This window comes from Streptomyces sp. H27-C3 (assembly GCF_030063415.1).
Lineage (GTDB): Bacteria > Actinomycetota > Actinomycetes > Streptomycetales > Streptomycetaceae > Streptomyces.
Genome location: NZ_JASITA010000014.1, coordinates 26007 through 48736 on the forward strand (window position 1 = coordinate 26007; position 22730 = coordinate 48736).

16 protein-coding genes, 2 pseudogenes and 1 riboswitch are annotated in these 22730 nt (G+C 70.2%); of the genes and pseudogenes, 14 read left to right on the top strand and 4 right to left on the bottom strand.

From position 1 onward, the window contains the following. The first annotated feature begins 7 nt into the window (after positions 1-7). A complete protein-coding gene (locus tag QMK30_RS15805; RefSeq protein WP_283518605.1) occupies positions 8-1069 on the top strand; it encodes a CobW family GTP-binding protein in 1062 nt (353 codons plus the stop codon). A 22-nt stretch (positions 1070-1091) separates the two neighbouring features. Here the strand turns inward: QMK30_RS15805 and QMK30_RS15810 are convergent, their stop codons facing one another. Then, positions 1092-3545: a DNA gyrase/topoisomerase IV subunit A gene (locus tag QMK30_RS15810; RefSeq protein WP_283518607.1), complete on the bottom strand. Its 2454-nt coding sequence runs from the start codon at positions 3543-3545 to the stop codon at positions 1092-1094. Positions 3546-3758: 213 nt separating this feature from the next. On the opposite strand from QMK30_RS15810, the gene QMK30_RS15815 reads away from it, so the two are divergent. The 5 genes and pseudogenes from QMK30_RS15815 to QMK30_RS15835 all read left to right on the top strand — a co-directional run bounded on the left by QMK30_RS15815 (position 3759) and on the right by QMK30_RS15835 (position 9716). Further along, the gene (locus QMK30_RS15815) at positions 3759-5114 is read left to right on the top strand and encodes a M16 family metallopeptidase (protein WP_283518887.1); all 1356 of its coding nucleotides are present in this window, start codon (positions 3759-3761) and stop codon (positions 5112-5114) included. 20 nt (positions 5115-5134) lie between these two features. Continuing rightward, positions 5135-6517: a M16 family metallopeptidase gene (locus QMK30_RS15820; protein ID WP_283518889.1), complete on the top strand. Its 1383-nt coding sequence runs from the start codon at positions 5135-5137 to the stop codon at positions 6515-6517. Positions 6518-6739: 222 nt separating this feature from the next. Beyond that, positions 6740-6900: riboswitch (cyclic di-AMP (ydaO/yuaA leader) on the top strand. Positions 6901-6913: 13 nt separating this feature from the next. Next, positions 6914-7732: a M23 family metallopeptidase gene (locus QMK30_RS15825; protein WP_283518609.1), complete on the top strand. Its 819-nt coding sequence runs from the start codon at positions 6914-6916 to the stop codon at positions 7730-7732. 82 nt (positions 7733-7814) lie between these two features. Continuing rightward, positions 7815-8801 (top strand): annotated as a pseudogene (locus QMK30_RS15830) (IS30 family transposase). 231 nt (positions 8802-9032) lie between these two features. Beyond that, positions 9033-9716, top strand: a complete 684-nt coding sequence (locus tag QMK30_RS15835; RefSeq protein WP_283518610.1) for a GntR family transcriptional regulator — start codon at positions 9033-9035, stop codon at positions 9714-9716. A 271-nt stretch (positions 9717-9987) separates the two neighbouring features. Here QMK30_RS15835 and QMK30_RS15840 read toward each other — a convergent pair whose 3' ends face one another. Beyond that, complete coding sequence (locus tag QMK30_RS15840) at positions 9988-10269, bottom strand: HPr family phosphocarrier protein (RefSeq protein ID WP_283518890.1); 282 nt, start codon at positions 10267-10269, stop codon at positions 9988-9990. 152 nt (positions 10270-10421) lie between these two features. Between QMK30_RS15840 and QMK30_RS15845 the strand changes: the two genes are divergently transcribed. The 7 genes and pseudogenes from QMK30_RS15845 to QMK30_RS15875 form a co-directional block, all read left to right on the top strand. Next, positions 10422-13442 carry a bifunctional acetate--CoA ligase family protein/GNAT family N-acetyltransferase gene (locus QMK30_RS15845; RefSeq protein WP_283518613.1) on the top strand — a complete coding sequence of 1007 codons (3021 nt, stop codon included), beginning with the start codon at positions 10422-10424 and terminating at the stop codon, positions 13440-13442. A 39-nt stretch (positions 13443-13481) separates the two neighbouring features. After that, on the top strand, positions 13482-14069 hold the full coding sequence (locus QMK30_RS15850; protein ID WP_283518615.1) for a DUF5998 family protein: 588 nt from the start codon (positions 13482-13484) through the stop codon (positions 14067-14069). Beyond that, the gene (locus tag QMK30_RS15855) at positions 14069-15256 is read left to right on the top strand and encodes an alkaline phosphatase family protein (protein WP_283518616.1); all 1188 of its coding nucleotides are present in this window, start codon (positions 14069-14071) and stop codon (positions 15254-15256) included. Before QMK30_RS15850 ends, QMK30_RS15855 begins: the two co-directional genes overlap by 1 nt. Before the next feature lie 201 nt (positions 15257-15457). Continuing rightward, entirely contained in the window at positions 15458-16108 is a 651-nt protein-coding gene (locus QMK30_RS15860; RefSeq protein WP_283518618.1) for a thymidine kinase, read from the top strand. A gap of 643 nt (positions 16109-16751) precedes the next feature. Beyond that, positions 16752-17549: a thymidylate synthase gene (locus QMK30_RS15865; protein ID WP_283518620.1), complete on the top strand. Its 798-nt coding sequence runs from the start codon at positions 16752-16754 to the stop codon at positions 17547-17549. After that, complete coding sequence (locus QMK30_RS15870; protein ID WP_283518622.1) at positions 17546-18076, top strand: dihydrofolate reductase; 531 nt, start codon at positions 17546-17548, stop codon at positions 18074-18076. The genes QMK30_RS15865 and QMK30_RS15870 overlap by 4 nt, the downstream gene beginning before the upstream one ends. A 723-nt stretch (positions 18077-18799) precedes the next feature. Beyond that, positions 18800-19255 (top strand): annotated as a pseudogene (locus tag QMK30_RS15875) (thymidine kinase); the annotation flags it as partial. On the opposite strand, the gene QMK30_RS15880 reads toward QMK30_RS15875, so the two are convergent. Next, positions 19230-20006 carry a VOC family protein gene (locus QMK30_RS15880; protein ID WP_283518624.1) on the bottom strand — a complete coding sequence of 259 codons (777 nt, stop codon included), beginning with the start codon at positions 20004-20006 and terminating at the stop codon, positions 19230-19232. The pseudogene QMK30_RS15875 and the gene QMK30_RS15880 sit on opposite strands and share 26 nt — an antisense overlap. 225 nt (positions 20007-20231) lie before the next feature. Between QMK30_RS15880 and QMK30_RS15885 the strand changes: the two genes are divergently transcribed. Further along, positions 20232-21059, top strand: coding sequence for a sulfurtransferase (locus tag QMK30_RS15885; RefSeq protein WP_283518625.1), 828 nt, complete (start codon positions 20232-20234; stop codon positions 21057-21059). 82 nt (positions 21060-21141) lie between these two features. On the opposite strand, the gene sepH is transcribed toward QMK30_RS15885, so the two are convergent. After that, the gene (gene sepH, locus QMK30_RS15890; RefSeq protein WP_283518627.1) at positions 21142-22251 is read right to left on the bottom strand and encodes a septation protein SepH; all 1110 of its coding nucleotides are present in this window, start codon (positions 22249-22251) and stop codon (positions 21142-21144) included. Positions 22252-22730: the final 479 nt, after the last annotated feature.

Consider the following 22730-nt stretch of genomic DNA (forward strand, 5'->3'; position numbering starts at 1 on the left):
CCCCCCGGTGAGCAAGAAGCAGATCCCGGTCATCGTCCTCGCGGGCTTTCTGGGATCGGGCAAGACCACCTTGCTCAACCATCTCCTGGCCCGGAGCAGGGGCACCAGGATCGGCGCGATCGTCAATGACTTCGGGGCCATCGAGATCGACGCCATGGCGGTGGCCGGGCAGCTCGGGGACTCCACGGTCTCGCTCGGCAACGGCTGTCTGTGCTGCGCCGTCGACGCGAGCGAACTCGACGTGTACCTGGAGAAACTGGCCCGGCCCGCGGTCGGCCTCGACGTGATCGTCATCGAGGCGAGCGGCCTCGCCGAGCCGCAGGAGCTGGTCCGGATGATCCTGGCCGGTGAGAACGACCGGGTGGTGTACGGCGGTCTTGCCGAGGTCGTGGACGCCGCCGAGTTCGACGCGACCCGCGAGCGGCACCCCGAGATCGACCGGCATCTCGCCATCGCCGACCTCGTCGTTCTGAACAAGACGGACAGGGTGGCGCAGGAGCAGCTCGACCGCATCATCGCCACCATCGGCGACCTTACCGAGGGCGCGGCCGTGGTCCGTGCGGAGTACGGGCGGATCGATCCGGAGCTGCTCTTCGATCCCGCCGTGCTGCCCGACGGCGGGGAGCGGGCGCGCCAGTTGTCCTTCGAGGACCTGCGCGCCGAAGCGGACGAGGAGCACGGTGATCACGCCGATCACCTGCACGCGGCGTACGCGAGCGTCTCCTTCGTCTCGCACGAGCCCATGAACCCGCGCCGCCTGATGGAGTTCCTCGACTCCAGGCCCGCGGGCCTCTACCGGATCAAGGGGTACGTCGACTTCGGTTCCGCGGACGCCCGCAACCAGTACGCGGTGCATGCTGTCGGCCGGTTCCTGCGTTTCTACCCGGCGCCCTGGGGCCGGGAGGCGCCGCGCCTCACCCAGCTCGTACTCATCGGCTCCGGGATCGATGCCGATGCGCTGGGCAAGGAACTGGCGGAGTGCCGGGAGCCCGGAACGCAGGACGCCCCACATGCTGCCGATGAGCGCAGCATGTGGGGCGTCCTGCGGTACGTACAGGCCGAGGACTGATCCGGCCCGATCGTCTTCCCGGCTACACGGGTCCCGCCAGCGCCGCGACCTCGGCCGGCAGCGGGGTGCCCGAGCCGTCCCGGCGCGGGTCCTGGGCCGGCAGTTCCACCGGTGTGCCGTTCTTCTGGGCCGCGCGTGGTGGCGCCGTCCCCGCCCAGGCCAGGATCAAGGTGTCCTCCCCCCGGAGGAACCGCTGGCAGCGCACCCCGCCGGTGGCCCGGCCCTTGCGCGGATACTGGTCGAACGGCGTGAGCTTGGCCGATGTCTCGGTGTCCCCGAGCAGCGTGCCGCGCGCCCCGGCGACGGTGAACACCACGGCGTCGGCCGCCGGGTCCACCGCGCTGAAGGAGATCACCTTGGCGCCGTCGGCGAGCTTGACGCCCGCCATGCCGCCGGCGGGACGGCCCTGCGGCCTTACCTGCCCGGCCTGGAAGCGCAACAGCTGGGCGTCGTCGGTGATGAAGACCAGGTCCTCCTCGCCCGTGCGCAGTTCGGCCGCGCCGACCACCCGGTCACCGTCCCGCAGGGAGATGACCTCCAGTTCTTCCTTGTTGGACGGGTAGTCCGGGACGACCCGCTTCACTACGCCCTGCTCGGTGCCGAGCGCCAGCCCCGGTGAGGACTCGTCGAGAGTGGTGAGACAGATCAGGGTCTCGTCCGCCTCCAGGGACAGGAACTCCGAAACCGGCGCCCCGCCCGAGAGATTGGGCGCGGACGCGGTGCCGGGCAGCTGCGGCAGGTCGATCACGGCCAGCCGCAAAAGCCGGCCGTCCGACGTGACCGCCCCCACGTCGCCCCGCGCCGTGGCGGGCACCGCCGAGATGATCACATCGTGCTTGGCGCGCCGGGCGTCGTCCATGACCAGCGGCTCGCCATTGGCCGTACGCGCGAGCAGCCCTGTCGACGACAGGAGGACGCGGCAGGGATCGTCCGCGACCTCCAGCGGCACCGCGGCGATCGGTGAACTGCCCGACTCCAGCAGGACCGTGCGCCGGTCCGTGCCGAACTTCTTCGCCACCGCGGCCAGCTCGGTCGAGACCATCTTGCGCAGCTCGACGTCCGACTCCAGGATGCCGGTCAGCTCGTCGATCTCGCCGTTCAGCCGGTCGCGCTCGCTCTCCAGCTCGATCTTGTCGAACCTGGTGAGCCGGCGCAGCGGCGTGTCCAGGATGTACATCGTCTGGATCTCGCTGAGCGAGAACTGCTCGATCAGCCGCTGCTTGGCCTGCGCCGAATTGTCACTGGAGCGGATGAGGCGGATGACCTCGTCGATGTCGAGCAGGGCGACGAGCAGGCCCTCGACCAGGTGCAGCCGGTCGCGCCGCTTGGTGCGCCGGAACTCGCTGCGGCGGCGCACGACCTCGAAGCGGTGGTCCAGATAGACCTCAAGAAGCTCTTTGAGCCCCAGCGTCAACGGCTGACCGTCCACCAGCGCCACATTGTTGATGCCGAAGGACTCCTCCATCGGCGTCAGCTTGTAGAGCTGCTCAAGGACGGCCTCGGGGACGAAGCCGTTCTTGATCTCGATGACCAGACGCAGTCCGTGCATGCGGTCGGTGAGGTCCTTGACGTCCGCGATGCCCTGGAGCTTCTTCGCGGAGACGAGGTCCTTGATCTTGGCGATCACCTTCTCGGGGCCGACGGTGAACGGCAGTTCGGTGATGACCAGGCCCTTGCGGCGTGGCGTCACGTCCTCGATGGTCGCCGTCGAACGGATCTTGAAGGTGCCGCGGCCGTTCTCGTAGGCGTCCTTGATTCCGCCCAGGCCAACGATCCGGCCGCCGGTCGGCAGGTCGGGTCCTGGCACGAAACGCATCAGCGTCTCAAGGTCGGCACCCGGGTGCTTGATCAGGTGCCGGGCGGCGGCGATCACCTCGCCCAGGTTGTGCGGTGGCATGTTCGTCGCCATGCCGACGGCGATTCCGGAAGCGCCGTTGACCAGCAGGTTCGGGTAGGCCGCAGGGAGCACGACCGGCTCCCGCTCCTGCCCGTCGTAGTTCGCCGTGAAGTCGGCGGTGTCCTCGTCGATCGACTCGGTCATCAGCGACGTGGCGTCGGCCATCCGGCATTCGGTGTACCGCATGGCGGCCGGCGGGTCGTCGTTGCCGAGGGAGCCGAAGTTCCCGTGTCCGTCGACCAAGGGCAGCCGCATCGAGAACGGCTGCGCCATCCGGACGAGCGCGTCGTAGATCGACGCGTCGCCGTGCGGGTGGAGCTTACCCATCACCTCGCCGACGACGCGGGCGCATTTCACATAGCCGCGGTCGGTCCGCAGCCCCATCTCGTTCATCTGGTAGACGATGCGGCGGTGCACCGGCTTCATGCCGTCGCGGGCGTCGGGCAGCGCTCGCGAGTAGATCACCGAGTACGCGTACTCGAGGAAGGAGCCCTGCATTTCGTCGACGACGTCGACATCGAGGATCTTCTCCTCGAACGCATCGTCCGGCGGCGGGGTCTTCGTGCTGCGGCGGGCCATCGCGGCTGCGGCTCCTTCGCGGTTCTGTAGGGCAAGTTCTGGGTCTGACGCCGACCATTGTGGACCGGCGCACTGACATCCCCGACCTCGACCCGTCCGAAGCGCCCTCCAGGACGTTCCCTGAGGGCGTATCCGGAACGGGAACTTCGCCAGGTGTCAGCACGCTTGCATACAGTGGCAGGACTTCTCCTTATCGCGATCGAAGGGACGTACATGCCCATGGGTCACACGGCCACAGTGCAGGCCGGCTCCGGCGGCCTGACAGCGACTGAGCACCGGCTGGCCAATGGCCTTCGGGTGGTGCTTTCCGAGGACCACCTGACCCCGGTTGCCGCGGTCTGCCTCTGGTACGACGTCGGTTCGCGGCACGAGGTCAAGGGCCGCACGGGCCTGGCTCACCTCTTCGAGCACCTGATGTTCCAGGGTTCGGCGCAGGTGAAGGGCAACGGCCACTTCGAGCTGGTGCAGGGTGCGGGCGGTTCGCTCAACGGCACGACCAGCTTCGAGCGCACCAACTATTTCGAGACGATGCCCACCCACCAGGTGGAGCTGGCCCTGTGGCTGGAAGCCGACCGGATGGGCTCATTGCTCGCCGCGCTCGACGAAGAGTCCATGGAGAATCAGCGCGACGTCGTCAAGAACGAGCGCCGCCAGCGGTACGACAATGTGCCCTACGGCACGGCATTCGAGAAGCTGACCGCCCTGTCGTACCCCGAGGGACACCCGTACCACCACACGCCGATCGGTTCGATGACCGACCTGGACGCCGCGACGCTCGAAGACGCACGGACCTTCTTCCGTACGTACTACGCGCCCAACAACGCGGTGATCTCGGTCGTCGGCGACATCGACGCCGAGCAGACGCTCGCCTGGATCGAGAAGTACTTCGGCTCCATCCCGTCCCACGACGGCAAGCAGCCCCCGCGTGACGGCTCCCTTCCCGACATCATCGGCTCGGAGCTGCGCGAGGTCGTCGAGGAGGACGTCCCGGCCCGCGCGCTGATGGCCGCCTACCGGCTGCCGCAGGACGGCACCCGCGAGGCGGACGCGGCCGATCTGGCCCTCACCGTCCTCGGTGGCGGCGAGTCCTCCCGGCTGCACAACCGGCTGGTCCGCCGCGACCGCACAGCCGTCGCGGCCGGCTTCGGCCTGCTGCGTCTGTCGGGCGCGCCCTCGCTCGGCTGGCTCGATGTCAAGACGTCGGCCGGCGTGGAGATTCCCGACATCGAGCGCGCCGTCGACGAGGAGCTGGCGACGTTCGCCGCCGAGGGCCCCACGCCCGAGGAGATGGAGCGCGCGCAGGCCCAGCTGGAGCGCGAGTGGCTCGACCGGCTCGGCACGGTCGCCGGCCGCGCCGACGAACTCTGCCGCTACGCCGTCCTGTTCGGCGACCCGCAGCTCGCGCTGACCGCGGTCCAGCGCGTTCTGGACGTCACCGCGCAAGAGGTGCAGGCAGCCGCCAAGGCCAGGCTCCGCCCGGACAACAGGGCGGTCCTGGTGTACGAACCGACCCAGGCCGACGCGGACGCCGCCGACGAGACCGAAGAGCAGGAAGGGGCGGACCTGTGACCGACACCGCTGCCGCCAGCATGACGTTCCACCCGCAGCCCGGTGCGGGCACCGCCACCCCGTGGGCCTTCCCCGCCCCCGAGCGGGGCGCCCTGCCCAACGGCCTGACCGTGCTGCGCTGCCACCGCCCGGGCCAGCAGGTCATGGCCGTCGAGATCTTCCTCGCCGCCCCGCTGGAGGCCGAGCCCGAGGGCCTCGACGGCATCGCCACGATCATGGCGAGGGCCTTCTCCGAGGGCACCGACAAGCACTCCGCCGAGGAGTTCGCCGCCGAGCTGGAGCGCTGCGGCGCCACGCTCGACGCATACGCGGATCACCCCGGCCTCCGGGTCTCCCTGGAGGTCCCGGTCTCCCGGCTGCCCAAGGCGCTCGGCCTGCTCGCCGACGCGCTGCGCGCACCCGCCTTCGCGGACGCCGAGATCGAGCGCCTGGTGGCCAACAGGCTCGACGAGATCCCTCACGAGGCGGCGAATCCGTCGAGGCGCGCGGCCAAGCAGCTCTCCAAGGAGCTCTTCCCGGCCACCTCGCGCATGTCGCGCCCCCGCCAGGGCACCGAGGAGACGGTCAAGCGCATCGACGCCGTCGGCGTCAAGGGCTTCTACGGCGCGCACGTGCGCCCGGCGACGGCCACCGCCGTGGTCGTCGGCGACCTCGAAGGCGTCGACCTGGACGCCGTACTGGCCGAGACCCTCGGGGTCTGGACGGGCAACACCGCCCCGGCCCGCCCCGTGCCGCCGATCACCGCCGACGACACGGGTCGCGTCGTCATCGTGGACCGGCCCGGCGCTGTGCAGACACAGCTGCTGATCGGCCGGATCGGCGCCGACCGGCACGACCGTGTGTGGCCGGCCCAGGTGCTCGGTACGTACTGCCTGGGCGGCACCCTCACCTCGCGTCTGGACCGCGTCCTGCGCGAGGAGAAGGGCTACACCTACGGCGTGCGCGCCTTCGGCCAGGTGCTGCGCTCCGCCGCCCCCTCCTCGGAGGGCGGAGCCACCGGTGCGGCGATGCTCGCCATCAGCGGCTCGGTGGACACCGAGTCCACCGGACCCGCGCTCGACGACCTCTGGAAGGTGCTGCGCACCCTCGCGGCCGGCGGCCTCACGGACGCCGAGCGCGATGTCGCCGTGCAGAACCTGGTGGGTGTCGCGCCGCTCAAGTACGAGACGGCCGCCGCGGTCGCCGGCACGCTGGCCGACCAGGTCGAGCAGCAGCTGCCCGACGACTTCCAGGCCCAGCTGTACGCACGCCTCGCCGAGACGGGCACGGTGGAGGCCACCGCGGCCGTCGTCAGCGCCTTCCCCGATGACCGCCTGGTCACGGTGCTCGTGGGGGACGCTTCGCAGATCGAGGAGCCCGTCAGGGCCCTCGGCATCGGTGAAGTGACGGTGGTCACGGGCTGAGCCCGTCCTGCCGCACTCGCATGGAGGTACATAGCGGGATGTAGAGGGGCCTCGGTGGCCGACAGGCCGCCGGGGTCCTTCCCGTATGTCCGGTTTGTTGCGGTGGTTGCCTGTCTGGTGTGTGGGGTGCGTTACAAAACGCTCTGTCTGTTTGGTGATTGAAAGATGTGCCGTTTAGCGTCGGTCCGGCTGTTCGTCGCATGAGCCGCAGCCGCGGCAACCGGACAGTCATCGCCGAGTCCCCGTCAGGCGCGAGCCTGGGGAGCCGGGGACCCATTCAGTCCCTGGGGTGAATCGGACGCCTCCGTACCGCGGAGGGGCCCGTAGGAGACCTTCCTGCTCCGAACCCGTCAGCTAACCCGGTAGGCGAGAAGGAAGGAAAGGATCAGCCCCTCCATGGCGTTCAGCCGCACCACCGGGAAGCACCGGCGTCCCAGCCGCATGACGCGCAGAAGCGCGAACATCGCAGGCGTTGCCGCCCTCGCGACGACCGGCGTCATCGGAACGCTGGCCTCTCCGGCGCTCGCCGCCGAGGACAAGGGCGCAGGCGCCGCCCACTCCGTCGAGGACACCGGCCTGACCCAGGCCATCGTCATCAACGACTCCCTGGCCGACCAGATAGACGCCCAGGCCCAGGCGCAGCACCAGGCCGCCGAGAAGGCCGAGCGCAAAGCCGCGGCCGAGCGCAGGGCCGCCGCGGAGCGCAAGGCCGAAGCCGAGCGCAAGGCCGAGGCGAAGGCCAAGAAGGAGCGCGACGAGCGCGAGGCCAAGGAGCGCGCCGCCCGTGCGGCCGAGCGCAAGCGCCTCACCTCGTACACGCTCCCGGTCGCCGGCTCCGCCGTGACCACCGGCTACAAGTCCGGCGGCTCGCTCTGGTCCTCCGGCAGCCACTCCGGCGTCGACTTCCGTGCCGCGTCCGGCACTTCTGTCGTGGCCGTCGGCGCGGGCACCGTCGTCGAGGCAGGCTGGGGCGGCGCGTACGGCAACAACATTGTCATCAGGATGAACGACGGCACGTTCACGCAGTACGGCCACCTCTCGTCCATCACCGCCACCGTCGGCCAGGCCGTCACGCCCGGCCAGCAGATAGGCATCTCGGGCTCGACCGGCAACTCGACCGGCCCGCACCTGCACTTCGAGGCCCGTACGAGCGCCGAGTACGGCTCGGACATGGACCCGGTCGCGTACCTGCGCGGACACGGCGTCAACGCCTGACACGGCGCGGCCCCCGCATTCCCGAAGGCCCCGGCTTATTGAGTTCCAGTGGTCGTGGCAACACCCCGGCTCAGGGGATGCGATGGACTTCGAGATCCGTGAGGACCGCAAGCCACAGGGGCCCAGGAAGCTCGCCAGGGAGCGAGCGGCATACTTCCGGCCCATGCGGCAGGGCATGAGTAACACGCAGGCGTGTCGGATCGTCGGGATCAACCGGCGGACCGGGAAGCGCCGGCGATACGGGCGCAACCCGTCGGGCAAGCAGAAGGCGGCTCCACCGGCCAACACGGTGGAGCCGTCCTCTGCACCGTCCCGGTACCTTCGCGAGGAAGAGCGGACCCACATCGCCGACCGGCTACGGGAGAAGGCGACGGTCCGGGCGATCGCCGCCGAGCTGGGTCGCAGTCCCTCCACGGTCAGCCGGGAGATCCGCCGCAACCGGCACCCGGGCAACGGCCACTACCGGCCGCACGCCGCCCAGGCCCCGTGCCGATGCCCGCCGGCCCCGCCCCAAGCCGGGGAAGATCGGCCAGAACCCCGAACTACGGGGCTTCGTCCAGGACCGCCTGACCATGCGGTGGAGCCCTGAACAGATCTGTCAGGCTCTCCGCAGCCGCTTCCCCGAGCGCCCGGAAACGCACGTGGTCCACGAGACGATCTACCAGGCCCTCTACGTCCAGGGCCGCGGTGAACTGCGGCGAGAACTGGCCAGGGCACTACGGACCGGAGCGTATGCGCGACGCCCTGGCCGAGACGGTCCAGACCCTCCCACCCCACTTGATGCGATCCCTCACCTGGGACCAGGGCACCGAGATGGCCGCCCACCACTCCTTCAGCGTCACCACCGGCGTCCCGGTCTACTTCTGCAACCCCGGCAGCCCCTGGCAGCGCGGCTCGAACGAGAACACCAACCGCCTTGCTCCGCCAGTACTTCCCCAAGAGCACCGACCTGGCACTCCACACCCGCGACCACCTCGACACCGTCGCCGCCGAACTCAACAGCCGCCCACGCAAGACGCTCGGCTGGGAAACCCCAGCCGAGCGTCTGTCTAAACTGCTCGCGGCCTGAACAACCGACCACGTGTTGCGACGACTCCTAGAATCCGCCACCTCGTGCGGGGGCCTTCGGCGTACCCGGGTGCGCGCGTACGTGACTCCGCCCGTCCGCGACCTCGCGGAGATGGCCAAAAGATATCCATGAATTCCGGCCGCCCATCGGAAATTCGCGATTGCTGCAATAGAGTCGCAGAACAGGAGTGGATCGACCGCGTTTCGCGGGGATTGAGGCGGAGGTTCGGCCATGCGCATTCCTGCGCATTCGGTATGCACGGCAATCCGTGACGACATCGTCCGCGGTGTCTTCGAGCGGGGCGGCCGGCTCACCGAGGAGCTGCTGGCGCGCCGCTACGGCGTCTCGCGCGTCCCGGTGCGCGAGGCCCTGCGCACCCTGGAGTCCGAGGGGTTCGTCACCACCCGCCGGCACGCGGGGGCCTGCGTCGCCGAGCCCACCGAGCAGGACGCCGCCGACCTCCTGGAGGTCCGGACGCTGCTGGAGCCGCTGGGCGCCGCACGGGCCGCCAGGCGGCGCACCGACGCGCACCTCAAGGTGTTGCGCGGCCTGGTCAGGCTCGGTCAGGAGCGGGCCCGCCGGGGGCAGGGCGAGGATCTGCGCTCACTCGGCGGCTGGTTCCACGAGACGCTCGCCCAGGCCTCCGGCAGCCCCGGCCTGACGGCGCTGCTCACCCAGCTCAGGCACAAGGTCACCTGGATGTACGCCGTCGAGCAGCACGCCCGTCCGGTCGAGTCCTGGGCGGAGCACGGCGCGATCGTGGACGCGGTGGCGCGCGGCGACGCGGAGCGGGCCAGGGCGCTGACCGCGCTGCACGCCGAACGCGCGGTCCCGGCGCACCGGCTGCGCCACCCCGCACCGGAACGGGTGAGGACTTCGCAACACGCCGTAAACACCGCGGGCGGCCACAATTAACAGGCGCGCCGTATATAAGGAACATGAATTGGCGGGGCCATTTTCCTGCTGCCCAAATTCAGCCCGCCCGAACTTGGCCTACCTGAATTGAGTTCGGTCGAATTCGGCCTGCCCGAATTGGGCGCCGAATCGAATCGCGGGTCGTCTCGCGGGTCGTCTCACGTATCGACTCAGGTGCCGTCCCGCGCACGGCCCGCGCAAAAGCGGAAGAGCCGTGGGGGGGGGGGGGGGGGGGCCCCCCACGGCTCTTCCGTACGTGTCGGACTGCGTGTCAGACGGTCTCGGGCAGCTCGTCGAGCCCCTCGGTGACCAGCTTCGCCAGACGGTCGAGGGCGGCCTCGGAGCCATCGGCCTCGGAGGCGAGCACGACCTCTTCGCCGCCCTGCGCGCCCAGACCGAGCACCGCGAGCATGGAAGCGGCGTTGACCGGCTTGCCGTCGGCCTTGGCGATCGTCACGGGAACACCCGATGCGGTCGTGGCACGGACGAAGATGGAGGCAGGCCGGGCGTGCAGGCCCTCGGTCCAGCCGACGGTGACGCGGCGCTCAACCATGCTGTAGCCCTTCATGTTCCAACGGTTGTCTAGACCAGTCTCTCACGGCGTGCGGACTGCGGTGACCCCACCTCCGGCCCCTGTGCGGGAGGCGATCGGCCTTCCTCAGCCTGCCCCGCCCCCTGTGCGCCCGCGACCCGTAGGCTGCCCTCATGCAGCCCCCGCTGGAGCAGGCCGTGCTGGACCAAAACGGGCACCATGCGTACCCGGCTCACTGGGAAGCCGATGTCGTGCTGCGCGACGGAGGTACGGCGCGGATCCGGCCCATCACGGCCGACGACGCACAGCGCCTGGTCAGCTTCTACGAGCAGGTGTCGGACGAGTCGAAGTACTACCGTTTCTTCGCGCCCTACCCCCGGCTGTCCGACAAGGACGTCCACCGTTTCACCCATCACGACTACGTCGACCGGGTGGGCCTCGCGGCCACGGTGGGCGGCGAGTTCATCGCCACCGTGCGGTTCGACCGCATCAACGAGGAGGGCCGCCCCGCATCGGGCCCGGACGCGGACCAGGCCGAGGTGGCCTTCCTCGTCCAGGACGCCCACCAGGGCCGTGGTGTCGCCTCCGCCCTCCTCGAACACATCGGGGCGGTCGCCCGCGAGCGCGGGATCCGGCGGTTCGCCGCCGAGGTGCTGCCCGCCAACTCCAAGATGATCAAGGTCTTCACGGACGCGGGGTACACCCAGAAGCGCAGCTTCGAGGACGGCGTCGTACGCCTCGAATTCGACCTGGAGCCGACCGACCGCTCGCTGGCCGTGCAGCGCGCTCGCGAGCACCGGGCCGAGTCCCGCTCCGTGCAGCGCCTCCTCGCCCCCGGCTCGGTCGCCGTCATCGGCGCCGGGCGCGCACCGGGCGGCGTGGGCCGCACGGTCCTGCGCAACCTGCTCGCCGCCGGGTTCGCCGGGCGCACGTACGCCGTGAACGACGCCTTCCCCGACGACCTCACCGCGGTGGACGGCGTGCCCGCCCACCGCTCCGTCGGCGACATCGGAGAGACCGTTGACCTCGCCGTCGTCGCCGTACCGGCCGAGCGGGTCCCCGAGGTCGTCGCGGACTGCGGCGAGCACGGGGTCCAGGGGCTGGTCGTCCTTTCCGCCGGTTACGCCGAGAGTGGCGCGGCGGGGCGCGAACGGCAGCGGGAACTGGTGCGCCAGGCCCGCTCGTACGGCATGCGCATCATCGGACCCAACGCCTTCGGCATCATCAACACCTCGCCCGCCGTCCGGCTCAACGCCTCGCTGGCGCCCGAACCGCCCGCCGCGGGCCGCATCGGCCTGTTCACCCAGTCGGGCGCGATCGGCATCGCGCTGCTCGCCGGGCTCTACCGGCGCGGCGCGGGCCTGTCCTCGTTCATCTCGTCCGGCAACCGCGCGGACGTCTCCGGCAACGACTTCCTCCAGTACGGGTACGAGGACCCCGACACCGATGTCGTCCTCCTCTACCTGGAGTCCATCGGCAACCCGCGCAAGTTCACCCGCCTCGCCCGGCGTACGGCGGTCGTGAAGCCGGTCGTCGTTGTCAAGGGCGCCCGGCACAGCGGCAGCGCCCCGCCGGGCCACGCGGTGCCCGTGACCCGCATTCCGGACGCCACGGTTTCCGCGCTGCTGCGCCAGGCCGGGGTCATCCGCGTCGACACCGTCACCGAGCTCGTCGACGCGGGACTGCTGCTGGCCGGGCAGCCCCTCCCGGCGGGCCCGCGGGTCGCGATCCTCGGGAACTCCGAGTCCCTGGGGCTCCTCACCTACGACGCCTGCCTGACCGAGGGGCTGCGCCCGCTGCCGCCGCTGGACCTGACGACGGGCGCGACACCGGCGGACTTCCGCGCGGCGCTCGCGGAGGCACTCGCCGATCCGGCGTGCGACGCGGTCGTCGTGACGGCGATCCCTTGGGTGGGTGACAACGGCACGACGGAATCGGGCGACGGCGAGGTCCTGGCCGGCGTCCTGCGCGAAGCCGCCGCGACTGCTCCGGCGAAGCCCGTGGCGGTGGTCCACGTGGAGATCGGCGGTTTGGCGGAGGCGCTGTCGGCGGCGACGAGCACCGCCCGCCAGACGGGCCCGGGACGCGCGGCGGAGCCGGGCAGCCGCCCGGGGACAGGCCTGCGGCCCCCCGTCGGCGCCGCACCGATTCCCCCGGCACCGGCAGGCCCGCCCGCGGGCCCGGCGCCGACAGCCACCGCGGGCGCCTCGGCCAATGCCCCGGCCGCCGCGGCTCCGTCGGCCGGCGGCCCCACGCCGCCGGGCACCGCGCCCTCCGACGGATCCGGGGGAGGGGCAGTCACCGACCAGGAGCCCGGCCGGACCCGCCGCATCCCGGCCTACCCCGCCGCCGAGCGGGCCGTCCGGGCGCTCGCCGAGGCCGTCAGGTACGCGCAGTGGCGGCGGCAGGCCGCCGAGCCGGGGCGGGTGCCCCAGTACGACGACATCGACGAGGCCGGCGCCGCCGCGCAGATCACCGCGGTGCTGGGCGAGGACGCCGACCCGAGGGGGCTGCCCCTGACGGGCGACGACGCCCGCGTCCTGCTCGAACGGTACGGAATCCACGTACGGCCGGCCCTGCCCGCCCCGACCCCCGACGCGGCGGTCGCCGCAGCCGGGCGGCTCGGCTACCCTGTCGCGCTCAAGACCACAGCCCCGCACCTGCGCCACCGCCCCGACCTAGGCGGCGTACGCCTCGATCTCGCCACTGAACAGGAACTGCGCCGCGCCTACGGCGAGTTGACGGACGCCCTCGGCAAGCCGGGCGAGCTCCAGCCGGTCGTCCAGGCCATGGCCCCGCGCGGCGTCGACACCGTCGTACGGGCCGCCATCGACCCGGCGGCGGGCGCGGTCCTCTCCTTCGGTCTCGCCGGGGCCGCGTCCGAGCTGCTCGGCGACACCGCGCACCGGCTCGTCCCGGCCACCGACCGGGACGCCGCCGAACTGATCAGGTCGATCCGCACCGCCCCGCTGCTCTTCGGCTGGCGGGGCTCCGCCCCCGTCGACACGGCGGCTCTCGAAGAGCTGCTGCTGAGGGTCTCACTGCTGGTCGACGATCACCCCGAAGTGATCGGCATCGCACTGGAGCCCGTGGTCGTCGCCCCGCACGGCCTGTCCGTCCTCGGCGCGACCGTCCGGCTCGCACCCCCGCCCGCCCGTGACGACCTCGGGCCCCGCCGTCTCCCCAGTTACTGACGAGCCGGTGGGGCCCCGGAGCCCCGTAGGATGGAGGGTATGGCTAAGACCGGTACGACGACTCAGGGGCTGCGCACGGCGATCGAGCGCAGCGGCTACTACCCGGCTCTTGTGGCCGAAGCGGTGGAGGCCGCTGTCGGCGGTGAGCCGGTCTCGTCGTACCTCGTGCACCAGGAGACGACCTTCGACTCCAACGAGGTGCGCCGCCATTGCACGGTCCTGGTCCTGACCGGCAAGCGCTTCATCGTCAGCCACACCGACGAGCAGGCCGCCGACACGACCTCCCCGACGCCGTACGCCACCACCTCCACCGAGTCCGTGAAGCTCGACCGGATCTCGTCGGTCGTGGTCAGCCGGGTGGTCGCCAACCCGGAGTCGTACACCCCCGGCACTCTGCCCCGCGAGGTCGTCCTGACCATCGGCTGGGGCGCCGTCTCCCGCATCGACCTGGAGCCCGCCGCCTGCGGCGACCCCAACTGCGAGGCGGACCACGGCTACACCGGCAGCACCACCGCCGACGACCTGAGCCTGCGCGTCAGCGAGGCCGGCGACGGCCCGGACACCGTCCGCCAGACACTCACGTTCGCCCAGTCGCTCTCCGAAGCGACCGCGGCGGCCGACCGCTGATGGCGCTGCCCGCCTGGTCAGAACCGGTTCCGCTCGACCTCGGCTCCGCCCCCGTCCCGGCGTACGGCAGCGGCTCGCTCGCCGACCTGCTGCCCACGCTCGCGGCCGGCATGGACGTACCAGGCACGAGCGCCGCGATCCCCGAGCTGACGCCCGCCGACCGCAACTGCGTCTTCCTGATCGACGGGCTCGGCTGGGAGCAGATCAAGGCCCACCCGGACGAGGCGCCGTATCTCACGTCCCTCCTCGCCACCTCCCGCGGCGGCACCGGCCGTCCGCTCACCGCGGGCTTCCCCGCCACCACCGCGACCTCGCTCGCCTCGGTCGGCACCGGCCTGCCGCCCGGCGCGCACGGCCTGACGGGCTACACCGTCCGTAACCCGGACACGGGCGCGCTCATGAACCAGCTCCGCTGGAAGCCGTGGGCCGACCCGCACGTCTGGCAGCCGTACCCGACGGTCTTCCAGCTCGCCGACGCCGCGGGTGTGCACACCGCCCAGGTGTCCGCCCCGGACTTCCAGCACACCCCGCTGACCAAGGTCGCGCTCAGCGGCGGCACCTTCCGCGGCAAGCTCAGCGGCGAGGACCGGATGGACCTCGCAGCCACCCAACTGGCCGCGGGCGACCGCTCGCTGGTCTACACGTACTACAGCGAGGTCGACGGCAAGGGCCACCGCTTCGGCATCGACTCCGACGCCTGGCGCGGTCAGCTGATGTACGTCGACGGGCTCGTCCGGCGCCTCGCCGAGCAGCTGCCGCCCCGCGCCGCCCTCTATGTCACCTCCGACCACGGCATGATCGACATCGCCTTCGACGAGGAGTCGCGCATCGACTTCGACGAGGACTGGGAGCTCAGCGCCGGCGTCGCGCTGCTCGGCGGCGAGGGCAGGGCCCGCCATGTGTACGCCGTCCAGGGCGCCGAGGCGGATGTGCTCGCCGTCTGGCGCGAGGTGCTCGGCGAGCAGTTCTGGGTGGCGAGCAAGGACGAGGCGATCGCGGCGGGCTGGTTCGGTCCGCGGATCGACGAGCGGGTGTACGGGCGGATCGGCGATGTCGTCGCGGCGGCCCACGCCGACGTGGTGATCACCGCGTCGCGCAAGGAGCCGCGCGAGTCCGTCATGGTGGGCATGCACGGCTCCATGACCCCCGCCGAGCAGCTCGTGCCGCTCCTCGAAGTACGTTCGTGACCGGCCCCCGCCGATAGAGGCTCGACCCGCGCAGATCTGAAAGGCCCTCAACTCCTCATGCCTGAGCTGGTGTTCTTCCCCGGAACGATGGACTGCGGAAAGAGCACCAACTTGCTTGTTCATTAGCCACGTCAGGTGTCGAGCTCCGTCGCCCTCCCGCCCTCCCGCCCTCTGTCCGTCTGGAAAGGTCACCGCCGCATCATGTCCGAATTGGTATTTTTCTCCGGAACTATGGATTGCGGGAAGAGTACTTTGGCGCTCCAAATCGGGCATAATCGGTCGGCGCGGGGGCTCCAGGGCGTGATCTTCACCCGGGACGACCGGGCGGGTGAGGGCAAGTTGTCTTCACGGCTGGGTCTGGTGACGGAGGCGGTCGAGGCGAACGAGGGGATGGACCTGTACGCGTACCTGGTTGCTCAGCTGACCAAGGGCGGCAGGGTCGACTACGTGATCGTGGACGAGGCGCAGTTCCTGGCTCTGGCCCAGATTGATCAGCTGGCTCGCGTCGTGGACGACTTGGAGGTGGACGTCTTCGCTTTCGGTATCACGACGGACTTTCGCACGAGGTTGTTTCCTGGTTCGCAGCGACTGATCGAGTTGGCGGACCGCGTCGAGCAGCTTCAAGTTGAGGCTCTCTGCTGGTGTGGAGCCCGTGCCACGCACAACGCGCGGACCATAGAAGGTGCGATGGTCGTCGAGGGGGCTCAGGTCGTGGTCGGCGACGTGAACCGCCCGGCGGGTGAAATCGGTTACGAGGTTCTCTGCCGCCGTCACCATCGACGCCGTATGACTGCTGCGTCCGCTCGCGTGGGCGCACTGTCGCCGGATGTTTTGCCGGTGTCGTCGGCTTGACGCCAGATCTTGTGGGCGGCTGTGGAGCTGTGCCGCGTGGTGGAGTTCCGCTTCGGTGTATGAACCACCACGTCGCTGACCTGGGGATATGAAATGCCAAAATGCAATTTGTTGGCGGCGCCAGGTTGGTTCAGCCTGACGTCGACCGATCACACTCGTTTTTCGTGACGGCCTCGAACGGTGAGGCCGTCAGGGACTGATCATCTGGGCCCCGATCGACCTGTTCCCGATGGCGCACCACGTGGAGTGCGTTGTGATCCTTGAACCCATCGCAAAGGGTGCCTGACCTGCAGGTTCGGGTGGTGTGCGGTGTGGGCGTCGCGGGCGATATCTTGACGCTGAAATGACGCTCTCCGGGGCATCCTGACGCTCGTTCTGATGGGTAGTCAGGTGCTTTGTGTAGCTGGTCAAATGGTCTGCTGGCTGCGCGGGCGTGGCAGGTTGCCATGGACTTCGTGGTGCCAGGCAGTCTTGCTCAGCCACATGTACGTAGTGCCCAGTAGGTTCTTCGTCCACTGAGCCTCTCAGGGTCAGTAAAACCCCGAGCGCCGGACGTTGGCTTGAAATTGGCGTTTTACATGCTCACGCCTAGAAGTGGAGCCGGGTCGTCACGTACGGGCCCTGGCTACTAGACTCATTGGTCGTGTCAGACACCCAGTACGAAGACCTGTTGCAGTTGGTGCTTACCTCGGGGACGGCCAAGTCCGACCGGACGGGCACCGGAACCCGAAGTGTCTTCGGGCACCAGCTACGCTACGACCTCTCGCAGGGCTTCCCCCTGGTCACCACCAAGAAGGTGCACCTCAGGTCCATCGTGTACGAGCTGCTGTGGTTCCTGCGCGGCGACTCGAACATCAACTGGCTGCATGAGCACGGCGTCTCGATCTGGGACGAGTGGGCCGACACAAACGGTGAGCTCGGCCCCGTCTACGGCGTGCAGTGGCGTTCCTGGCCCCACCCCGACGGTCGGCACATCGACCAGATCAGCGAGGTTCTCGCCATTCTGCGCAGCGACCCGGACTCCCGCCGGATGATCGTCTCCGCCTGGAACGTTGCCGAGCTGGACAAGATGGCGCTCGCGCCGTGCCACGCCTTCTTCCAGTTCTACGTCGCGGACGGCAAGCTCTCCTGCCAGCTGTACCAGCGCAGTGCGGATCTGTTTCTCGGCGTGCCGTTCAACATCGCCAGCTACGCCCTGCTGACGCACATGGTGGCGCAGCAGGCCGGCCTCACACCGGGCGACTTCGTCTGGACCGGCGGTGACTGCCACATCTACGACAACCACGTCGAGCAGGTTACGGAGCAGCTGTCGCGCGCCCCGTTCGCATTCCCCGAACTGCGTCTGCGCCAGGCCGATTCGCTTTTCGACTACGCTCACTCCGATGTGGAGATGCTCGACTACCAGCACCACCCGGCCATCAAGGCCCCGGTCGCGGTATGAACGTCGGGCTCATCTGGGCACAGACCCTCGATGGCGTGATCGGCGCGGACAATGCGATTCCGTGGCGGGTGCCCGAGGACATGGCTCACTTCAAGGCGACCACCCTCGGTAGTGCGGTGGTGATGGGGCGCAAGACGTGGGATTCGCTGCCTGCGCGATTCCGTCCCTTGACCGGGAGGTGCAACATCGTGGTGACGCGCGATCCCCAGTGGGCGGCCGAAGGTACGGAGCGTGCCGGGTCCATCATCGAGGCGCTGCAACTCGCAGCCGACCCGTCGGAGCGGGCCGCCCCTGCCACGGTGTGGGTGATCGGCGGCGGTGAGATCTACCGGGCCGCCCTGGCATACGCCACGACGCTCTCGGTGACTGAGGTCGAGGTGACGCTGGACGGCGACACCTATGCCCCGACACCGGACTCGACGTGGGTCGTCAGCGAGGACACAGACTGGCAGTCCTCGACTGCCGGGCTGCGCTACCGCTTCCGCGGATACACCCGGCGTTGCCCCGCAACCCCGGTCGACGCCTGAAACGGTCCGCGATGTCGCGGTAGGACACTCCGGGTGGCCACCTCTCGTCCAGGGGGAGCGGCCACCCGCACTGTCAACAGATGTGGCTGGCTCGTCCGGCGACCACTTGGCTTTCGGCCCACGACTCTTCGTCCACGGGTGACCGCAACACGGTTCGGCCGAGGCCGGTCAAGTGCACGGGCTCCCGTACTGCCTGCAAGGCAACGATGAGTGCCAGCCGCTCGGCTGCGTTGAGACCGCATTCCCATGCCACCGTCACATCGCCGTCGCCTGTGGCTGAGATGAGTTCGTGGACTCGCTGTCGGGGTAGGCCGGGCGTACGCGCACCTCGGGGCCCAGAGGCGCTGACGCCCTCGGGGCGGCTCCCTCTCGCAACAGAACGTCGGCCAGCTCCGCGTCGCTGCTGCGCAGAACATCGAGAGAGAACTGTGCGGTCCTCGTGATCAGCGACCAGGCCAGTCGACCGAGGTCAAGCCTTCCTCAACGCTGCTCAAGGGTGTGCCACCAGCGGAGGCTCTGCCGCGAGACCTCCTGAATCGCTGCCACCTGCGGTCTGCGCTCGGCGTCGCACTGGGCCAGAGCCTTATCGATCCGCCGACTTTGAAACAGCCCTGACCAGGCGGCTGAACACGATCGTCGCACCAAAGCACAACGCGATCAGGCCGAGCAGAACAGTGGGTTGCCACGTCCCGCCATCCTTCGTGGTTACGGTGAAACTTCAGTCGCGCCGACTACCTGATCGTGGACGAGGCACAGTTCCTCGACCCCGATCGGATCGACCAGCTCGCCCGCACTGTCGACGACCTGGACATCGACGTCTTCGCCTTCGGTATCACCACCGGCTTCCGCTCCAAACTCTTCCCGGGCTCGCAACGCCTGGTCGAGCTGGCCGACCGGGTGGAGGTGCTGCAGGTCGAGGCGCTGTGCTGGTGCGGCGCGCGGGCCACGCACAACACGCGGACGACCGGCGCCGAGGTGGTCGTCGAGGGCGCCCAGGTCGTGGTCGGTGACGTCGACCACCTGCCGGACGAAATCGGTTACGAGGTGCTGTGCCGACGCCACCACAGGCGCCGGATGACGTCCGCGGTGGCGTCGGCCGGGGCCCTGCTACCCGATGTACTGCCCGTCGACCCGGTCGCCGGGGCTTCCGGGGTCAACGGGGCGACCGTACGATCGTGAAGACCGCGCCCTCCGGGTCCGCCACGGTCGCCATCCGGCCGCTGGAGCCCTCCCGGGGCGGTTTCAGTACGTGCCCGCCGAGCTCTGTCACCAGGTGCGCCGACGCATCGGTGTCCTCGACCTCGAAGTACGTCATCCAGTGCGCCCCCCTGTCCCGCGGCAGGGCATGGCCCACCCCGTGCACGGAGGCCACCGGGCGGCCGTCCGCGTGCAGGGTCAGATAGTCGAAGTCGGCCGAGACGACCGCCTCCACCTCGTAGCCGAAGACGGCCTGGTAGAACTTGCCGACCGTGGCGGTCTCGCGGGTCACCAGCTCGTTCCAGGTCGGCGTGCCGTGCGTTCCGGCGAGCGCCGTGCCCAGATGCGCGGCGGCCTGCCAGACCCCGAAGACCGCGCCCGCGGGGTCCGACGCGAGGACCAGCCTGCCTGCCTCGCCCGCGTCGAGCGGGCCCACTGCGACCGTGCCGCCGTAACTCCTGATCGCCTCGGCCGTGGCGTCGACGTCCTGGGTGGCGAGATAGGGCGTCCACGCGATGGGCAGGTGTCGGTCGCGCGGCAGCTGCCCGATGCCGGCGATCTCCTTGCCGTCGAGCAGCGCACGTGCGTACGGGCCGAGCTGCTGCGGTCCCGGCCGGAACTCCCAGCCGAACAGTGTTCCGTAGAACTCCTGGGTCGTCGCCAGGCCGTGCACCATCAGGCTCACCCAGCAGGGCGCTCCGGGCGTGCGCCACCGGGTCGCTGCCTCGGTCATCGTCGTTCTCCTCGGACCATTGGAGTGGTCGTGCGGGGACATGGGCGCGCCGTTGTAGGCACTCACCCGTGCAGATGCTTGCATCACCTGTCGCGCGACGCGCCACGGCCGCGCCGTTTTCCGCTGCTTCCCGCAGGAGATTGGCCGATTTGCTATTTCGCGTCCATTGCGGCGCCAATGTCGCGTGGTGTCGGACTCCATGGGAGCTGCGCGAGGATGGCACCCATGAATGCCATCATCACCGCATCCGAACTCGCGAGCGACTTGGCGGGACACCGGCCGCCGGTCCTCCTGGACGTCCGCTGGCAGCTGGGTGGGGAGCACGGCCTCCCCGCGTACGTGGCCGGGCACATCCCGGGCGCGGCCTTCGTGGACCTGGACGAAGAGCTCGCCGGGCCGCCCGGAGCAGGTGGACGCCATCCGCTCCCCGAGGTCGAGGCCTTCGGCGCGGCGATGCGCCGGGCCGGCGTCCGCTCGGACACCCCCGTGGTCGTATACGACGGCGGCCAGGGCTGGGCCGCGGCGCGCGCGTGGTGGCTGTTGCGCTGGACGGGCCACCAGGACGTCCGGGTCCTGGACGGCGGTCTCGCCGTCTGGACGGGCCCGGTCGACTCGGAGGTCCCGGCTCCCGGAGCCGGCGACTTCTTCCCGGTGCCGGGCTCCCTGCCGCTGCTGGACGCTGACGGCGCCGCCGGATTGGCTCGAAGTGGCCTGCTGCTCGATGCCAGGGCCGCCGAGCGGTACCGGGGCGACGTGGAACCGATCGACCGGGTCGGCGGGCACATCCCGGGCGCGGTATCGGCCCCGACCTCAGAGAATGTGGCCCCGGACGGCCGCCTCCTGCCCGCCGCGGCGCTGGCTGACCGCTTCGAGGCGCTGGGCGCGGGCAAGGCCGCGGCGGTCGGCGTGTACTGCGGCTCGGGTGTCTCGGGAGCCCACGAGGTGCTGGCCCTGGAGGTCGCGGGCATCCCGGCGGCGCTGTACGCGGGGTCCTGGTCGCAGTGGTCCGCCGACGGATCGCGCCCGGTGGCCACCGGCCCCGAACCGCAGTAGCGGCAGGGGCGGGGAGGAAACGTCACCCCGCATGAGGAGGTCCCCGTACGCGATGCGTACGGGGACCTCCTCATGCGGGTGTCTAGTCCTGCTTCTTGCGGCGCGTACCGAAGACGATCTCGTCCCAGCTCGGCACGGCAGCCCGCCGACCCGGACGGACCCCGTCGGCCTCCGCCTGACGGTCCGTCGTACCGGTGAGCCGGTCGCGGTGCCCGGCCACGGCGCGCGGCATGAGCACATCGGCGTACGCCGATCCGGCCCCGGCGGAGGCCGCCGGGGCGGCGGGCTCCTCCTCGGGCTCCTGTGCGGACGAGGGCTCGTCCCTCGGCGGCTCAGGCGGCGGCGCGGGCCGCTCCGGCACCACCAGGTCGCCCCGGAAGCTCGGCACGGCCTCCAGCAGGCTGGTCAGAGAGTCCCGCTCACTGGCGGTGATCTCCTCGGGCTCGGCGGCCGAGGGCGGCGCGGGAGCGCTCGGCCGCTCCAACTGGCGCTCCAGCTGGCGGTCGAGGGCACGGTCCAGCGGCCGGTCGAGCGTGCGGTCCAGCGGCCGATCGCGCGGCAGCCTGGCGATCCGCGGGACGAACGGGAAGCTCGGCTCCGGCGAGGCAGTCATCGCCGAGTCGTCCGCCTCGCCGATCAGCGCGCGCGCCTCGCCGTCCACCGCCTGGACCAGGCGTCGCGGCGGGTCGTACGTCCAGCTCGCGGAGTGGGGCTCTCCGGCGACGCGGTAGACGAGCAGGACCTCCCACGTGCCGTCGTCGCGCCGCCAGGAGTCCCACAGGACGGTCTCCTTGTCGGCGCCGCGCAGCAGCAGTCGCTCCTGCACCGCCTCGCCGAGTTGGGGTCCGGTGTTCTCGCCGGGGCGGCGGACGGGGGTCTTCCTGGCGCGCTCGGCCATGAACGCGCGCTCGGCGAGTACGGGGCCCTCGAAGCGGCGGACGCGGTCGACGGGGATGCCGGCCTGCTGGGCGACTTCCTCGGCGGAGGCACCCGCACGTATCCGTGCCTGGATGTCGCGAGGGCGAAGGTGGCTCTCGACCTCGATCTCGATCTGGCCGAGACGGGCGCGGTCGTTGCGCACCGCGGCACGCAGCCGCTCATCGATCGGAAGCGTGTACTCCGTGCTGTCAGCAGCCTTCAGCACCAGTCGTGTGCCGTCATTGGAGACGGCCACGACACGCAGTTCGGGCATGGGGACCTCCCGGGTGGTGCCTGCCGACGTCACGTGCGTCGCTGCTTCCGCTAGTCGAGTGTGGCCTGCCCGGGTGCAGCCTGCCACAACCTTACCGAGTTGCCCGGCGTGTCGGGCATCAGCCCTGGACCGCCGTTATGGCACGGTTACCTATTTGCGACGCAAAGTGACCGACTCGTCACTCTGTGCAGCAGGCGCCCGTGCGGAACCGCGGCGCCGCCGGATCGAGTGCCGCTTTCCGGCCCCCTACCGTAGGTCCCGGACGCCCAAGTGGGAGACCGGCCCCAGGGCTCGCCACAGTACTCCATTCGGGCCACTGGGGTGGACCGGCGCGCCACCGAAGTTCTTCCGGGGCGCGGGAGTTGAACGAATCGATTCGTCTCTCCGTGGGGCCGCCGCGCGTTCCATGGGGTGTCCTGCTTCACAGAATCACCGGAAACGGAACTATTCGCTTCGCCCAATTGTCCTTGTCTGATGCA

Coding starts and splice junctions, on each gene's coding strand:
- QMK30_RS15810 (WP_283518607.1), bottom strand. CDS start 3,545: ATGGCCCGCCGCAGCACGAAGACCCCGCCGCCGGACGATGCGTTCGAG.
- QMK30_RS15815 (WP_283518887.1), top strand. CDS start 3,759: ATGCCCATGGGTCACACGGCCACAGTGCAGGCCGGCTCCGGCGGCCTG.
- QMK30_RS15820 (WP_283518889.1), top strand. CDS start 5,135: ATGACGTTCCACCCGCAGCCCGGTGCGGGCACCGCCACCCCGTGGGCC.
- QMK30_RS15825 (WP_283518609.1), top strand. CDS start 6,914: ATGGCGTTCAGCCGCACCACCGGGAAGCACCGGCGTCCCAGCCGCATG.
- QMK30_RS15835 (WP_283518610.1), top strand. CDS start 9,033: ATGCGCATTCCTGCGCATTCGGTATGCACGGCAATCCGTGACGACATC.
- QMK30_RS15840 (WP_283518890.1), bottom strand. CDS start 10,269: ATGGTTGAGCGCCGCGTCACCGTCGGCTGGACCGAGGGCCTGCACGCC.
- QMK30_RS15845 (WP_283518613.1), top strand. CDS start 10,422: ATGCAGCCCCCGCTGGAGCAGGCCGTGCTGGACCAAAACGGGCACCAT.
- QMK30_RS15850 (WP_283518615.1), top strand. CDS start 13,482: ATGGCTAAGACCGGTACGACGACTCAGGGGCTGCGCACGGCGATCGAG.
- QMK30_RS15855 (WP_283518616.1), top strand. CDS start 14,069: ATGGCGCTGCCCGCCTGGTCAGAACCGGTTCCGCTCGACCTCGGCTCC.
- QMK30_RS15860 (WP_283518618.1), top strand. CDS start 15,458: ATGTCCGAATTGGTATTTTTCTCCGGAACTATGGATTGCGGGAAGAGT.
- QMK30_RS15870 (WP_283518622.1), top strand. CDS start 17,546: ATGAACGTCGGGCTCATCTGGGCACAGACCCTCGATGGCGTGATCGGC.
- QMK30_RS15880 (WP_283518624.1), bottom strand. CDS start 20,006: ATGACCGAGGCAGCGACCCGGTGGCGCACGCCCGGAGCGCCCTGCTGG.
- QMK30_RS15885 (WP_283518625.1), top strand. CDS start 20,232: ATGAATGCCATCATCACCGCATCCGAACTCGCGAGCGACTTGGCGGGA.
- sepH (WP_283518627.1), bottom strand. CDS start 22,251: ATGCCCGAACTGCGTGTCGTGGCCGTCTCCAATGACGGCACACGACTG.